This is a genomic window from Phenylobacterium sp. (genome assembly GCF_013822795.1).
GTDB lineage: Bacteria > Pseudomonadota > Alphaproteobacteria > Caulobacterales > Caulobacteraceae > Phenylobacterium.
The window spans coordinates 1-14,668 of record NZ_PNLB01000001.1; the positions used below are offsets into that span (position 1 = coordinate 1).

Below are 14,668 nucleotides of genomic sequence, written 5' to 3' on the forward strand. Positions count from 1 at the left end.
GGGCACGCGGCGCATCAAAGAGAACCTGCCCCACGCCCGCGTCTCGGGCGGCGTCTCCAACGTCTCGTTCTCCTTCCGCGGCAACGAGCCGGTCCGCCGGGCGATCCACTCGGTCTTCCTCTACCACGCCATTGCGGCAGGGATGGACATGGGCATCGTCAACGCCGGCGACCTGCCGGTCTATGACGACATCGACCCCGAGCTGCGCGAGGCCGTCGAGGACGTGATCCTCAACCGCCCGCAACGCACCAACGTCTCCAACACCGAGCGGCTGGTCGACCTGGCCCCGAAGTACAAGGGCCAGAAGGGCGAGGCCAAGGTCGTCGACCTGGCCTGGCGCCAGGCCTCCGTCGCCTCGCGCCTCTCCCACGCCCTGGTCCACGGCATCACCGAGTATATCGACGCCGACACCGAGGAAGCGCGCCAGGCCGCCGAGCGCCCGCTGCACGTCATCGAAGGCCCGCTGATGGACGGCATGAACGTCGTCGGCGACCTGTTCGGCTCGGGCAAGATGTTCCTGCCCCAGGTGGTCAAGTCGGCCCGGGTGATGAAGCAGGCCGTCGCCTACCTGATGCCGTTCATGGAGGCCGAGAAGGAAGGCCAGCCGCGCACCAGCGCCGGCAAGATCCTGATGGCCACGGTCAAGGGCGACGTCCACGACATCGGCAAGAACATCGTCGGCGTGGTCCTGCAGTGCAACAACTACGAGGTCATCGACCTCGGCGTCATGGTCCCGGCCGACCGCATCCTCGACGAGGCCAAGGCCCACAATGTCGACATCGTCGGCCTCTCGGGCCTGATCACCCCCAGCCTCGACGAGATGGTCTATGTCGCCGGCGAGATGGAGCGCCGCGGCTTCACCATCCCGCTGCTGATCGGCGGCGCCACCACCAGCAAAACCCACACCGCGGTCAAGATCGAACCGGCCTACAAGGCCGGCGGCACCACCTATGTGCTCGACGCCAGCCGCGCGGTCGGCGTGGTCTCGGGCCTGCTCTCGCCCACCGAGAAGGACCGTATCGGCGCCGAAACCCGGGCCGACTACGCCAAGGTCCGCGAGAGCTACGCGCGGGGGCAGGGGAACCGCGCCCGCGCCACCCTGGCTGAGGCCCGCGACAACGCCTTCCAGCCGGACTTCGAAACCTACGTCCCGCCCAAGCCGAGCTTCCTGGGAACCCGCAGCTTCGTCGCCTACGACCTGGCCGAGCTCGCCCGCCACATAGACTGGTCGCCGTTCTTCGCCTCCTGGGAGCTGGTCGGCCGCTTCCCGCAGATCCTCGACGACGACGTGGTCGGCGAGGCGGCCCGCGACCTCTACCGCGACGCCACGGCCATGCTCGAGAAGATCATCGCCGAGAAGTGGTTCGAGGCTAGAGGCGTGGTCGGCTTCTGGCCGGCCGCCGCCGACGGCGACGACATCGTGCTCTATACGGGCGAGGACCGCTCCGCCGAGCTGACCCGCCTGCACAGCCTTCGCCAGCAGATGCCCAAGGACAAGAGCCGCGAGGACGGCGGCCGCGCCAACGTCGCCCTGGCCGACTTCGTGGCCCCGGTCGGCGGCAGGCCCGACTATGTCGGCGGCTTTGCGGTCACCGCCGGCCACGGCGAGATCGAGGTCGCCAAGAAATTCAAGGACGCCGGCGACGACTATTCCGCCATCCTCGCCACCGCGCTCGCCGACCGCCTGGCCGAGGCCTTCGCCGAAGCCATGCACCGCAAGGTCCGCACCGAGCTTTGGGGCTATGCTCCGGACGAAGCCTTCGACATCGACGCCCTGGTCGCCGAACAGTACCGCGGCGTGCGCCCGGCCCCCGGCTACCCGGCCCAGCCCGACCACACCGAAAAGGCGACCCTGTTCAAGATCCTGGACGCGCAGGCGGCGACCGGCATGGAGCTGACCGAAAGCTTCGCCATGAACCCGCCGGCCAGCGTCTCAGGCGTCTACTTCGCCCACCCGGAGGCGCATTACTTCGGCGTCGGCCGGATCGAGAAGGACCAGGTCGAGGACTACGCGCGCCGCAAGGGCTGGGAGCTGAAGACGGCCGAGCGCTGGCTGGCGCCGATCCTGAATTACGAACCGGGGTAAACTTTGGCCAACGTGGATCTCGGGCCGACCTTCCATAGCTTTACTTATCGGTTGAGATGCAGCCACAGGTGACCGCATAGCTAGCTAAAGCGCGCACTATCTCGCGGCCGAACGCTCCTCTCGCGCCACGTCTTCGGGCAAGCCGAGTGCATTTAACCGGGCCGGATCGTCAAACTCGCTTTCGCGAGATGCCACGAGTTCGGAGATTATTTCGATGAGCACCGGACGTGCTTCGAGTCCTCTTTCGAGCGCGAGTTCGGCCGCCCGGCAGACGAGGATTTCCAGGGCGTCGTTCTCGCGCTGCCCTCGATAAATTTTGCGCAGCACCGACGAGAATATTGTCGCGTCCGGTGCCATGAGGGCTTCCGCGTCCGTATCGCACTGACTCTGATCCGCCTGACCTGCGATCGCGCGGATGGCAGCAAGGGCGCGGGCCAGTTCGGGCGACGCGTCTCGCGGCGTCATCAGGTAGCGAGGATCGATATCCTGCAACGCTGACAGAGACTTTCGAGCGGAAAGCGGCAAGCTCCCGTAGATCGTTAGGGCCGCCCATTCTGCGGTTTGGGGCGACTGGAGCAGAGCTACAACACCCTCAGGAATGAAGCGGCGGGTCAATAGTGCCGTCAGAGCTTTTGAACTCGCTAGTTTTGCGCGGACTGGTTCGACGAGAGGAATGTTTTCGGTATCCGCTAGCGCAAAGTGCACCAGACCCGCCAACCGTCGCCGCATGGCTAAATCCCAATTTGATTCAATTAGGTCGTCCCGCATCCATTGGGCAACCTTCACCGCGTCGGCGGGCTGGGAAACGAAGAGCGGGAGAAGCGAAAGTAAGTCCAGGCGGGCCGCAGTGGGCCAGGTCGCAGAGGTGGTCAGGAGTTCGTCGAGTTCTGTCTCCGAGCGCGCGATCGGGCGAACACGCCGTACGGGCGGCCCTCGGTCGGCCACACACTTGGGATCATAGGCCCCGGACACCGCGAGTGGCGCATTAAGCATGTCAAGCCCCCGAGCTTTCCAGAAGTTCTCGGCGGCGAGCATCGTTTCGACGTCGCCATACTCGCCGGCGAGCAGGCGCGTAGCCGTCACCTCAGAGCCGTCGCGTCGGCCGATGCGTACGAAGGTCGCCACGGGCCACGGCAGTTCCAGCAAAAGGCCCTCCACGTCGTCCGCGTCAGACAACTGCACGGCCTCGGCTAGGGTCGTGAGATTTGGAGAGGCTGAGAAGCGCGCGGCGGCGGCGACCAATCTCCAACCTGACTTGGGTCCAACTCGCTCTGGAATGTCCAAGCCAAGGCCCGCGAGCGCCGTGATAGGTTTGTAAATGAGTTGAGCGGCCAGGAATGGGGTTCCAGCCTGGTGTACGCGGATTGGCGCACCTTCCACAAACAGGTGCTCTAGAACACTGTTGAATGGCGCGAGCACGGCCTCGCCGCGGGCGGACCACCGGCGAACCGACAGTGGCCCTGCCTCCCACACTAGGTTTCGGAGATAATCCGCACTTCCCGCCGTTAGTGTTTGCGGCAATGGAAGGGCCGTTAATGTGACCGCATCTCGACGCTGAATCTCAACAACCTGGTTGAGGCGTTCCTGTGCCCACTGTGCCAAGGGATGTTCGTCGTGAGTGAGGATCTGGAGCAGCCCCAACGTATTGACGAAGAGCGGCCCGCCCGTGTTCCGCAGGTTCTCTTCCACGACTAGGTTCAGGGCTTGGCGGGTGACCGTGTCGCATACGGCGGCGAGACCAATCAGTACATCGGCGCCTTTAAGCTCAAGCTCAAGCACGCGCAGAGCGCGATTCATCAGCTTGGCGCGGTCCGTCTCTCGCGCCCCCGCCGTACTGTCGGTGAGCAAAGCAATAGCCGTGCGGGCACCGGCGCGAATGGATTTGTAATCGATCCCAACGTCACCACAATCCAATCGGCCCAATATGGTGAGAATTTCTTCTCGAAATTCCTCAAGACTTGCCTCAGCGTAGACTTTACTACAGGCAATGCGGAAGACATGGGCCCAATGGGATCGGTAGGCTATGGCGGTTAGGCGAGCCTTGATCAGGGGTTCAGGGCTGACCATGATCCGGGCTGCTGCCATGAATTCCTGTAAGGAGCGTACGTCGAACGCGATGCGGCCCTCATTGCGATCGCCGAGGAATACGAGGCGATTGGTGGCCACGTCCATGATGCGAGCGGTCACCCGCTCGCATTCCGCCTCGTCCAAGATCGCCAGCTTCACATTTCGGCTAATCAAGTCTCTGAACTCGCCGAGAGTAAAGTGAGCGCTCGCGTTGCCCTGCTTCTCGGCTCGAACTTGAAGAATGAAGCCAGCGTCGTAGTGAATGCGGTCGATTTGTGACTTGTATTTTCGAATTAGGTCGCCGTTGCCACCGCCTTTGGCGATCTCTCGATCCCGAAGGGTTTCATAGTGGCGCTCAAATAGAGTCCAACGATCTTTCGGTATGTTGTTGCTGGTCTGGACTAGGCTGAATAGCAACGATACCTGCAGGGGACTAATCATTAGTGGCGCGGTCGAAGGGTCCTCCGCAGCCTCTGCCAGGATTGCGATGACCTCAGCCCGCCGGTGAGGATCTGTGATCAGTACGTCGCCGAGCCGTTCGGCGAAGCGCACGGCGTGGTGCGGATCGAGGTCGGCGAGGCTCCAGTGCATCCAATGCTTACGATCAAGGTCGTTCAAGTAGCCCTGGGGGCGGCTCGTGACGATTACTAGTGTATCGGCACCGGATTCGTGGATGTCGCCGACCAAGCGTTCAATCTGGCGGATTACTTCGCCTCGGTTGCCCGTGCGCGGGACTTCGTCCAGACCGTCCAGAATGATTGCGCTTGGGTAGTAACCAAGCCACTCTCGAAGCCGCTTTGTCTCGATTTCTTCTTCTGAGATGCGTGCGAAGCCGTCGGCCACGAACCGGAGCAGGGAGGGGGCCTCCTCGCCGGCCTTGCTGATTGTGTCGGCGTAGCGCGGCAGTGGGACATGGATCGGGAACCTTAGCGGCCCCGTCAAAGGAACGCCTTCTTCGGCCGCCCGCCGGATCGTGCTTTCCGCCACGGCTTCAATCTCAGCCGCGGTGCCGGGACCGGCCTGCAAGAGACGCGCTCGTAGCAGTTGTGCCAAGTACTGGCCGATAGTCGATTTCCCCTGGCCAGGTCCGCCGAGTACGACGAGACGCTGATAGGCAGTCGCCCGTGGCGTGGCGTGTGATTTGTCGAGGTGGCTGAGCTTGTCGGAGAGTTTCTCCATGACCGCCCGGACAATGTTCCAGTTGTCGACGAGATCATCCCATTCAGGCGTTTCATCCTCACCGTCTTCATGCTCGTCGGGCTCTTCGGAGCCTTCTTCGTCGTCCTCGTCTTCCTCGTCTAGGGTGGCAGCGTCTTCATTGGCGTCGGCCCAGTCAACCCGCTCAAACAGCGTGTGAGGATTGAGGGGGAGGTCAACGAATACATCGTCGACGTAGATTTGTTGGCCCGTCGTCCTACCTGAATCCTGGTTTTTCACTCCGCGTTGATCTTTTAACTCGTTTCGGACGACGCGATGAATGACGCTAGCGAACTCAGGGGCCTTGAAGCTATCGAGCATCGCCGACAGGACGTCGCCAGCCAGGGTCCATGCGCCGAAGGTCGTTCTCACTCCTGGGTGAAGGTCAAGCAATGCGGTCAGCACGTCCGCGTGCCAGATCCAAACGTCCTCGACGCCGAGGTCGCGCTTCCAGCTCTCCATGTGGGCGATCATTTGGTCGAGGGTGCCGCCGCCCTTACCCTTGGCGTTCTTGGCTCCCGGCGTCAGGGTCACATTCGTTACTAGGATGTAGAAGCCGGGAGTGCGCAGGCCGCGCCGCGGAGACTTGAACTTCCGGAGTTCAATATCCGCTTGCCGTTTCAACCAAGCCAGATCTTGAGCTGCGCCCTTCGACTTTGTTAGGAATTTCGCTTGGGCGACCACATAGCCGTTGCGCGCTTGGTCGGATCCAAACGGGGTGAAGTCACCTTCGAAGGTCGCCTCTCTAGCGCCGTCTGCGCCCGCCCCGAATATTTGGGTCGACGGTCCGAGTTGCGCGACCGCTAAGCTCTGCGCAAAGCGCTCAAATGACTGAGTTGAAAAGCGGGAGAGATCGTAGGTCATGGAAACTCGCGATCGGCGACGCCGAGTCCCAGTGACTCAGTCATTTTCAGATCAACCGGAGCGCGAACATATAGTCAAGCTTCGACACCGTGGCCGCGACTTGCCCGCTATGCGGGAGCCATCGGCGTCGCGGTAAGGGGGTGTTCCCAATTTGTTCTTGCGTCTCGCCGTGGCTGTGAGACACTGAAGCCTTCTCATTTGCTGTCGTGGGGGCGGGATGCCTTCGTTGTCGCCGGGCCCGGGGCGGGCCAGGGTTCGGGCGTCTGTGCGGTTTACGCCGGAGTTGGGGCGGGAGATCTGCGCGCGGGTGGCGGCCGGCGAGAGCCAGCATGCGCTGGCGCGCGAGCCGGGGATGCCGTCGCGGCGGACGTTTCGCGACTGGGCGCTGCGCGAGCCTGAGTTCGGGGCGGCGTTCGAGGCCGCCAAGCTGGAGGGCCGGCGCCGGCAGATCTTGGCCGACCGCGAGGCGGACCTGCGGCCAGGCAGCGGCAAGCTCTGGCGGCGGATGATGGCCCAGGCCTCGCCCGCGCGGCGCGGGGGCAGCGTCTCGATCCTGACGCCGCAGCTGGCCGAGGAAATTTGTTTGAGGATCGCCGGCGGCGAAACGGTGCTGGCGCTGTCGGCCGATCCGGACATGCCGTGCGCCGGCTCGATTTTTGGCTGGGCGCGGCGCGAGGACTGGTTTCGCGAGATGTACGTGCGCGCCAAGGAGATCGCCGCCGACCTGCATCGACCTGGCCTACGAGGTGGCGATGGAGGCGACCGAGGACTCGGTGCGCGGCGACCGGCTGCGGGTGCAGGTGCTGCGCTGGCGGGTGGCGCTGATCGAGCCGAAGAAATACGGGCTGCGGCGGATGTTGGGGCCGGCGGGGGAGGCTGGAGAGGCCGAGGGGCGGCAGCCGTTTGGGATCGAGTTGGTGAACTTTGTGTCGGATCCGGATGGGGGCTGGCGGGAGGCGGGGTCTTAGGGCGGTTGTGGGCTGTGCGGCGGAGGGGCCCCCTCACCCTAACCCTCTCCCCCAAAGGGGGCGAGGGAATGTGTCGTGGGGGCGGCTCTGTCGTTCTCCGCTTCCCGAGATGGGCCTGATCCTCGCCGGGGGGCTGACCCCTTCTTCTCCTCTCCCCGCTTGAGGGGAGAGGTTGGGTGAGGGGTAGGCGGCGCGGAAGCGGCGCTCTGCGGGGCTAGCGTTATTGCGGCGGAGGGGCGGCTTGGGTCCCGGCTTTCGCCGGGATGAGCGGGGGAAGGGCGGCGCTTTTCTGACTGGCGGTTTTGCGGCGGAGGGGGCGAGCCCCCTCACCCTAACCCTCTCCCCCAAGGGGGCGAGGGGACCAAGTGTCGAACGCTCTCTCGCTCTGCGGTGGGGTTGGCCCTGTTCTTCTCCTCTCCCCGCATGAGGGGAGAGGTCGGGTGAGGGGAGGCGGCGCGGAGCGGCGCTCTGCTGGGGCGGCGGTTTGCGGCGGAGAGGGCGTGCCCCCTCACCCTAACCCTCTCCCCCAAGGGGGCGAGGGGACGTGTCGCTGCGCCGCTTGTCCCTGTTCCCCAAGCCGCGAAGGAAAATGGAGGGGCTGCGGCGTCCTTGGGGGTTGCCGTGTAATCGATTGTATGGACACTGGCGCGCGATGGCGGCGCCCGGGTTTTACGGGACGCGGCTGCGCGGGAGGAGGTGAGCGACATGGGCGTGCGGCAGAGTTTCGCTTGGTGGTCGTTTACGGCGGGGCGCGAGGTCGAGCCGGCGGGGTTCCTGCGCGCGGCGGCCCTGGCCGGGGCGCAGGGCGTCGAGATGCTGCCGGCCGAGCTGTGGCCGCTGGCCCGCGAGCTGGGGCTGTCGATCGTCACCGTCACTGGGCACAAGCTTGAGGAAGGCTTCAACGATCCGGCCCGGCATGCGGGGCTGCGGGACCATGTGCGGCGCACGATCGATGCGGCGGCGCAGGGCGGGGCCGAGGCGGTGATCGTGTTTGCGGGGAACCGGTTCGGCGACGGCGACGATGGCCGGGCGGTGGCCGCCTGCGTCGAGGGGCTGGGGCCGGTCGTGGACCATGCGCAAGGGTCCGGGGTGCGGCTGCTGATGGAGCTGCTGAACAGCAAGGTCGACCATCCGGGGCAGCAGTGCGACCGCACCGAGTTCGGCGCGCAGGTGGTGCGCGGGGTCGGCTCGCCGGGGCTGAAGCTGCTCTATGACGGCTATCATATGCAGTTGATGGAGGGCGACCTCAGCCGCACCATCAAGGCCAATTTCGAGCTGATCGGCCATGTCCATACGGCCGGGGCGCCGGGGCGGCGCGACCTGGACGACCGCCAGGAGATCAACTGGCGCGGCATCGCCGGGCTGCTGGACCATCTCGGCTACGACCAGTGGGTCGGCCACGAATTCATTCCGCGCGGCGAGCCGATCGCCGCGCTCAAGCAGGCGCTGGCGGTGTTCGACGCGCCGGGCGGTAAGGCGTAGGGTTTGACCATGCAGTTCGACGCGATCGTAGTGGGTTCGGGCATCAGCGGCGGCTGGGTCGCCAAGGAGCTGTGCGAGCGCGGCCTGAAGGTGCTGATGCTCGAGCGCGGGCCGAACATCGAGCATGGGGACGACTACAGCCACGAGGAGGCTGGACGGCTGCGCTGGCGCGACGACCAGATCCCGGAGGCCGAACGCAAGCTGCACTACCCGTACTATGAGGCGGTCAGCTATGCGATGTTCAACTCGAACAAGAAGTTCTGGGCCAGCGACCACGACTATCCGTACGAGCAGGCCGAGGGAAAGCCGTACCGCTGGATCCGCGGCTATCACCTGGGCGGGCGCTCGCTGACCTGGGCGCGGCAGTCCTATCGCTGGGCGCCGGACGACTTTGAATCCAACCTCAAGGACGGCCACGGGGTCGACTGGCCGATCCGCTATGAGGACCTGGAGCCCTGGTACGACCACGTCGAGGCGTTCGTCGGGGTCAGCGGCAATTATGACGAGGCACCGCAGCTGCCGGACGGCGACTTCCTGCCGCCGTTCCCGTTCAACTGCGTGGAGGAGGAGGCTCGCGACCGGATCGAGGCGGCGTTCCCGACCCGGCGGTTCCTGATGGGGCGCTGCGCCAACCTCAGCCGGGTGGCCAAGCCGCAGATGGACCTGGGGCGCAAGCGCTGCGAGGGCTATGTGCGCTGCCACCACGGCTGTCCGCTGGGGGCGGCGTTCTCGACCCAGGCCGCGACGCTGCCGGCGGCGCGGGCGACCGGCAACCTGACGGTGGTCACCGACGCCATCGTCGAGAGCGTGATCTATGACCCGGCCGCCAAGCGCGTCACCGGCGTGCGGGCGATCGACCGGCTGAGCAAGGCGGCGACCACCTACGAAGCCAAGATGGTGTTCCTCAACGCCTCGGCGATCAACTCGGCGGCGCTGCTGCTGAACTCGCGCTCCGAGGCGTTCCCGCGCGGGCTGGCCAACGGCAGCGACCAGGTCGGCCGCAACCTGATGGACCATGTCAGCTGCGGGCAGGTGATCGGGACCTATCACGGCTTCGAGGACCAGGCCTGGCAGGCCGACCGGCCGACCGGCGTCTATATCCCGCGCTATTCGGGGATCACCGAGACCGACAAGCCGTACCTGCGCGGCTTCGGCATGCAGGGCGGGGCGCGCAAGATCCGGCGCGGCGCGCCGGGGCCCGACGGCCAGGCGCCGCGGACCTGGGTGATGTCGCTGGGGCCGTTCGGCGAGGTGCTGCCCAATCCTGAGAACCGCGTCACCCTGTCGACCTCGCGGGTCGACAGCTGGGGCATCCCGCTGCCGCGCATCGAGGCCGCGCACGGGGCCAACGAGCAGGCGATGATGCGCGAGGCCGCGCGCGACGCCGCCGCCATGCTGGCCGCCGCCGGCTGCACCGACATCACCCCGTGGGAGGAGGCCGCCGCCTACATCTCGCCGCCGGGCGACCGCATCCACGAGATGGGCACGGCGCGCATGGGCCGCGACCCGGCGACCTCGGTGTTCAACGGCTGGGGCCAGGCGCACGAGGTGGCGAACCTGTTCTGCTCGGACGGGGCGGTGATGGCTTCCAGCGCCTCGATGAACCCGTCGCTGAGCTACATGGCGCTGTCGGCGCGGACCGCGAACCACGCCGCCGACCTGCTCGAGCAGGGAGCGATCTAGGCGCGGCGCATGGTCAGGATCGGCACCGGGGGCTTCAGCCACTGGCCGCGCTGGTCCTTGAACTTGGTCTCGCCGTTGGTCGGCAGCGAGAGGATCTTCTCGACGATCGGCATGCCCTGGACCACCTGGCCGAAGGCGGCGTAGCCGAGGTTGTCGCCCGACGCCTTGGGGTTGGCGTCGAGATAGGGCTGGTCGCCGACGCAGACGAAGAAGTTGCTGGTCGCCGTGCCGGTGGCGAAGCGGCCGAGCGAGATCGTGCCGTTGAGGTGCTTGAGGCCGGTCTTGGTGGTGCTCTCGTGGGCGATCGGCGGGAAGGGCCGGACCTTGGCGTCGGGGGCGCCGACGATGGTGCCGTCCTTGGCCACGCCGGGCGTGCGGGCGGCGCGGAAGAAGCTGCCGCCGTCATAGGACTTGGCGTCGACGTAGCGCAGGAAATTGGCGGTGGTCAGCGGCGCCTTGCGCGGCTCCAGCTCGACGATGATCGACCCGCGCGGGGTCTTGATGACCACCCGCGGCTTGCCCGCGGCGGCCAGCGCGGCGCGCGGGGCGGCGAGGACCAGGCCGCCGGCGGCGATCAGGCTGCGTCGAGGAAGGTCGCTCATCTGGGCTCTCCGGTAGGCCTGCGCCATAGCAGGGATTTCAGCCTTTCGGGCGCGTTTCTGCGCGGGCCTCGCGCATCGGGCCGCGGCCGTCCGAGCCGTGCCAGATCTGCAGGGTGATGCCCTGGGCGTCGGCCGCGTAGCGGAACTGGCCGCGGGTCAGGTCCGGGGTGCCGAGGATCTCCGCGCCCTCGCCGGCGAGCCCGTGACAGGAGGCGCAGTGCGCCTGGTAGAGCGGCACGGCGCGGATGATGGCGGCCTGGTCGCGCGGCGCGCCGGCCAGGGCCAGGACGTACTCGGTGAGGTCGGCGATCTCGGAGGGCCCCAGTTCGCCGTCGTCGCCGAAGCCCGGCATGTTCCCCGGCGCCGGCCAGGAGGTCAGGCGGGCGGTCTCGGGGCTGCGCGGGATCTGCTGAAGGCCGTAGGCGCCGAGCGCCAGGGCGCCGACCAGGCCGGCGCAGAGGAAAGCGGGAACGCGGGACATGGCGGCAGTTTAGGACGCGCGGGGCGGGCGCGCCTAGACCACCGTCAATTCGTCAGGCCGGGAAGGGGAGGGCGCCTAGCGCGGAGCCAGCGCCCCGGCGAAGTCGATCACGCACATGGCGCCATAGGCCGCGTGCGAGCCGCAGGCGACGCCGGCCAGGCTGTAGCCGGCGCCGAAGATGGTCTTGCGATGGCCGCGGCCCGGCACCCGACTGTCGACGATCAGCTGCGCCACCACTTCGCGCGCGCTGGCGTAACCGTAGGAGATGGCCTCGGCGCTGAGGCCGGCCCAAATATCCTGGTTCTTGAGCCGCGCGGCCAGGCCGCCGGCTCCGGCGCCATGACCCTCGGCCCCGCGGCGGGCCTGGGCGCGGACGTGGGCGCCGGCCGCGGCGGTCAGGCCCGGATGGGCCTGCAGCGGCGGCAGCGGCCGTTGGGCCAGCAGGAAGCCGATCGCCTCGTCGACCACGTACGGGTCCTCGTCGCGCAAGGCCCAGCCGCCACGGGCCAGCTCGTCGGCGTAGCGGGCAGGGTTGGCGCGGGCGTAGTTCAGTTCGGCCAGCACCTCGGCCTCAAGGCCGCGAGCCTGGGCGGGCAGGGGCAGGCAAAGCAGGGCGAGCAGCGCGACAAGGCGCGCGCGAAGGGACATCGTGACCACGCACGAACTCCAGTCATCAGATGTCCCCCGGCCAAGCTCTAGCGGGGTTCGCGGCGGCGACGCCCTGCGGCAAAGCGCGCAGGGTGTCGGAACGCGGGCGTCCCGTTCGTTCTTGAGGAAATAGGAGGAGACGACCGATGCCGCCGACCATCACCGCTTTCGAAGCCGCGCCCGACCGCGGCCGCGGCCTGGCGCGCGATATGCGCGTGCGTTGGGCGCTGGAGGAGGTCGGCCAGCCTTATGACGTGCGGCTGGTGTCGTTCGCGGCGATGAAGCAGCCGCCGCACCTGGCGCTGCATCCGTTCGGGCAGATCCCGACCTTCGAGGCCGGCGGGCTGGCGCTGTTCGAATCCGGCGCGATCATCCTGCACCTAGCCGAGGGCCGGCCCGGCCTGCTGCCGGCCGATCCGGACGCACGGGCCCGGGCGATCGGCTGGATGTTCGCGGCGCTGAACACGGTCGAGCCGCCGATCGTCGAGCGCGAGCAGACCATGCTCATCGAGCGCGACAAGCCCTGGTACGCCGAGCGCGCGCCGATGCTGGAGGCCCGCGTGCGTCGCCGGCTAGACGAGCTCTCGGCCCGGCTTGGCCCGGCCGAGTGGCTGGACGGGGCCTTTAGCGCCGGCGACCTGATGATGGTCAGCGTGCTGCGCCGGCCGGCCGGGGCCGAGCTGCTGCCCGACTACCCGAACCTTGCGGCCTATGTCGCGCGCGGCGAGGCGCGGCCGGCTTACCAGCGGGCGTTCGCCGATCAGCTGGCGGTGTTCCAGGCCGTCGCCGGCGAGGGCTAGAAGCCGACGAACACCGTGGCTTCGTCGACGGACTTGCGCTCGGACACCACGGCGTTGGCCGGGAAGCTCTCGTCGGGCCAGCCCAGGGCGACGGCCTTCATGATCACCTGGTCGTCGGCGATGCCGGCGTGCTCGCGGACCACCGGCGACTGCATGATGCCCTGGCTGTTGATCACGGCGCCCAGGCCGCGCGACCAGGCGGCGTTGACCAGGGCGGTGGTCACCGCCCCGCAGTCGAAGGGGGTGTCGTCGCTGGTGGCCAGCACGCGGTCATAGGTGATGATCACGCAGACCGGGGCGTCGAACTGGCGAAAGCCGCGCAGCACCCAGTCCTGGCGCATTTCCTTGTCCTCGCGGGCGATGCCCATGGCGGCGAACAGCTGCTTGGCGACGCCGACCTGGCGGTCGCGGTGCGCGCCGGCGAAGGCTTCGCCCGTGCGGAATTCGCGCGAGTGCGGCACGCCGGCCAGGTTGCGCTCGGTGTTGCCGGCGCGGATCTTGTCCAGCGGCTCGCCCGTGACGACGTAGAAGTTCCAGGGCTGGGTGTTCATCGACGAGGGCGCGCGCATCGCCAGGCCGATGATCTCCTCGATCAGTTTGCGCGGCACCGGATCGGGCTTGTAGCCGCGGATGCTCCGGCGGCCGAGGATGACGTCGTCAAACAGCATGATGGGGCTCAGGTTCGTTGGCGCAGAGCCAGAGAACTGCCAGCATTCCGCGGCGAAAGCCAATGGGGACCGAGACGTTGGCGACTATTGCGAAGCGGACGCGGCCAGCGCCGCCAGGCCTTCGCTGCGGGAGACGACCGGCGCGTAGCCGAGCTCGCGGCGGGCCTTGCCGATGTCGAGGCTGACTTCAACGGCTGAGCTGGCAAAGACCTGCAAGGTCAGGGGGGCGGGCTTGCGGCCGCCGCTCGCCTTGCCGATCAGATCGCCGACGGCAGCGATGGCGCGCACGACCGGGCGCGGGATGGTCGAGGTCGGGGCGGCTTGGCCCTGGGTCTCCAGCAGCGCCGAGATGAAGGTCCGGAAGGCCTCCGGCTCGCCGTCGGAGAGGAAGTAGATCTCGCCGCTGCGGCCGCGCCGCAGGGCCAGGTCCACGCCGTGGCAGAGATTATCGATGTGGGTGGTGGAGGTCAGGTAGCCGCCGCCGCCGATCCAGGCCAGCTGGCCGGCCTGCGCGGCCTGCAGGAGGGTCGGCAGGGCGGTGGTGTCGTCGCGGCCCCAGACGAAGCGCGGGCGGACCACCACGACCTCGAACTCCGGCGCGGCCATCGACAGCGCGACCTTCTCGGCGGCGATCTTGCTGCGGGTGTAGGAGCCGGCAGGGCGGGCGGGATAGGGGTGCGTCTCGTCGACGTTCTTGAGCGGGCGGCCGTCGCTGAGCACCGACTCCGTGCTCAGGTGCAGGGCGAGGCCGATCCCCGCTGCGCGGGCGGCGCGCAGGACGTTTTCGGTTCCGCCGGCGTTGGTTCGCATCTGCGCGCCGCCGCCGTGGCCGTGATCGGTGTCCGCCGCGGCGTGGACCACGGCGTCGCAGCCGGCCATCTGCATGGCGAGGTTCGGGTCGAGGATGTCGCCCACGACCGGGACCGCGCCGAGCGCGCGCAGGCGCTCGGCCGCCTCAGGCGTGCGGACCAGGGCGGTGACCGCCACGCCGTCGCCGACGAAGCTGCGGGCCAGGTTGCGCCCGACATAGCCGGCGGCGCCGGTCAGGAAGATTTGGCGCGTGCGCGCGCGGGCGCCCGCCGCCGCGGGGACGGCGGAGATGGGGTTCGTCATGAGCGTTGT

General features: G+C 67.6%; 11 protein-coding genes and 1 pseudogene. 6 read left to right on the forward strand and 6 right to left on the reverse strand.

What is annotated here, in order from left to right:
• The coding region (locus C0481_RS00005; protein ID WP_293399127.1) for a vitamin B12 dependent-methionine synthase activation domain-containing protein at positions 1-2,086 on the forward strand (2,086 nt) is incomplete at its 5' end.
• 96 nt (positions 2,087-2,182) lie between these two features.
• Here the strand turns inward: C0481_RS00005 and C0481_RS00010 are convergent.
• Positions 2,183-6,214, reverse strand: a complete 4,032-nt coding sequence (locus tag C0481_RS00010; protein WP_293399130.1) for a hypothetical protein — start codon at positions 6,212-6,214, stop codon at positions 2,183-2,185.
• A gap of 217 nt (positions 6,215-6,431) precedes the next feature.
• Between C0481_RS00010 and C0481_RS21835 the strand changes: the two are divergent.
• From C0481_RS21835 to C0481_RS00025, 4 genes and pseudogenes are all read left to right on the forward strand, one after another.
• Positions 6,432-6,929, forward strand: a pseudogene (locus tag C0481_RS21835) (hypothetical protein); the annotation flags it as partial.
• A 37-nt stretch (positions 6,930-6,966) separates the two neighbouring features.
• Positions 6,967-7,182 (forward strand): hypothetical protein, encoded by a 216-nt coding sequence (locus tag C0481_RS00015; protein ID WP_293399133.1) that lies wholly within the window; start codon positions 6,967-6,969, stop codon positions 7,180-7,182.
• A gap of 705 nt (positions 7,183-7,887) precedes the next feature.
• Positions 7,888-8,664: a TIM barrel protein gene (locus tag C0481_RS00020; protein WP_293399136.1), complete on the forward strand. Its 777-nt coding sequence runs from the start codon at positions 7,888-7,890 to the stop codon at positions 8,662-8,664.
• Positions 8,665-8,673: 9 nt separating this feature from the next.
• Positions 8,674-10,347, forward strand: a complete 1,674-nt coding sequence (locus C0481_RS00025; protein ID WP_293399138.1) for a GMC family oxidoreductase — start codon at positions 8,674-8,676, stop codon at positions 10,345-10,347.
• On the opposite strand, the gene C0481_RS00030 is transcribed toward C0481_RS00025, so the two are convergent.
• The 3 genes from C0481_RS00030 to C0481_RS00040 all read right to left on the reverse strand — a co-directional run bounded on the left by C0481_RS00030 (position 10,344) and on the right by C0481_RS00040 (position 12,078).
• Complete coding sequence (locus C0481_RS00030) at positions 10,344-10,949, reverse strand: peptidylprolyl isomerase (protein ID WP_293399140.1); 606 nt, start codon at positions 10,947-10,949, stop codon at positions 10,344-10,346. The genes C0481_RS00025 and C0481_RS00030 overlap by 4 nt on opposite strands.
• A 37-nt stretch (positions 10,950-10,986) precedes the next feature.
• Complete coding sequence (locus tag C0481_RS00035; RefSeq protein WP_293399142.1) at positions 10,987-11,430, reverse strand: c-type cytochrome; 444 nt, start codon at positions 11,428-11,430, stop codon at positions 10,987-10,989.
• Between the two features lie 75 nt (positions 11,431-11,505).
• The gene (locus C0481_RS00040) at positions 11,506-12,078 is read right to left on the reverse strand and encodes a CAP domain-containing protein (protein WP_363223030.1); all 573 of its coding nucleotides are present in this window, start codon (positions 12,076-12,078) and stop codon (positions 11,506-11,508) included.
• A 146-nt stretch (positions 12,079-12,224) separates the two neighbouring features.
• Between C0481_RS00040 and C0481_RS00045 the strand changes: the two genes are divergently transcribed.
• Positions 12,225-12,878, forward strand: coding sequence for a glutathione S-transferase family protein (locus C0481_RS00045; protein ID WP_293399146.1), 654 nt, complete (start codon positions 12,225-12,227; stop codon positions 12,876-12,878).
• Here the strand turns inward: C0481_RS00045 and C0481_RS00050 are convergent.
• Together C0481_RS00050 and C0481_RS00055 are read right to left on the reverse strand one after the other, a co-directional pair.
• Positions 12,875-13,546, reverse strand: a complete 672-nt coding sequence (locus C0481_RS00050; protein WP_293399148.1) for a nitroreductase — start codon at positions 13,544-13,546, stop codon at positions 12,875-12,877. The genes C0481_RS00045 and C0481_RS00050 overlap by 4 nt on opposite strands.
• An 84-nt stretch (positions 13,547-13,630) precedes the next feature.
• Entirely contained in the window at positions 13,631-14,659 is a 1,029-nt protein-coding gene (locus tag C0481_RS00055) for an NAD-dependent epimerase/dehydratase family protein (RefSeq protein ID WP_293399151.1), read from the reverse strand.
• Between the last annotated feature and the right edge of the window lie 9 nt (positions 14,660-14,668).

Excerpts from the sequence above, each read along its gene's own strand:
- C0481_RS00010 (WP_293399130.1), bottom strand. The coding sequence starts at position 6,214 with ATGACCTACGATCTCTCCCGCTTTTCAACTCAGTCATTTGAGCGCTTT.
- C0481_RS00015 (WP_293399133.1), top strand. The coding sequence starts at position 6,967 with ATGGAGGCGACCGAGGACTCGGTGCGCGGCGACCGGCTGCGGGTGCAG.
- C0481_RS00020 (WP_293399136.1), top strand. The coding sequence starts at position 7,888 with ATGGGCGTGCGGCAGAGTTTCGCTTGGTGGTCGTTTACGGCGGGGCGC.
- C0481_RS00025 (WP_293399138.1), top strand. The coding sequence starts at position 8,674 with ATGCAGTTCGACGCGATCGTAGTGGGTTCGGGCATCAGCGGCGGCTGG.
- C0481_RS00030 (WP_293399140.1), bottom strand. The coding sequence starts at position 10,949 with ATGAGCGACCTTCCTCGACGCAGCCTGATCGCCGCCGGCGGCCTGGTC.
- C0481_RS00035 (WP_293399142.1), bottom strand. The coding sequence starts at position 11,430 with ATGTCCCGCGTTCCCGCTTTCCTCTGCGCCGGCCTGGTCGGCGCCCTG.
- C0481_RS00040 (WP_363223030.1), bottom strand. The coding sequence starts at position 12,078 with ATGTCCCTTCGCGCGCGCCTTGTCGCGCTGCTCGCCCTGCTTTGCCTG.
- C0481_RS00045 (WP_293399146.1), top strand. The coding sequence starts at position 12,225 with ATGCCGCCGACCATCACCGCTTTCGAAGCCGCGCCCGACCGCGGCCGC.
- C0481_RS00050 (WP_293399148.1), bottom strand. The coding sequence starts at position 13,546 with ATGCTGTTTGACGACGTCATCCTCGGCCGCCGGAGCATCCGCGGCTAC.
- C0481_RS00055 (WP_293399151.1), bottom strand. The coding sequence starts at position 14,659 with ATGACGAACCCCATCTCCGCCGTCCCCGCGGCGGCGGGCGCCCGCGCG.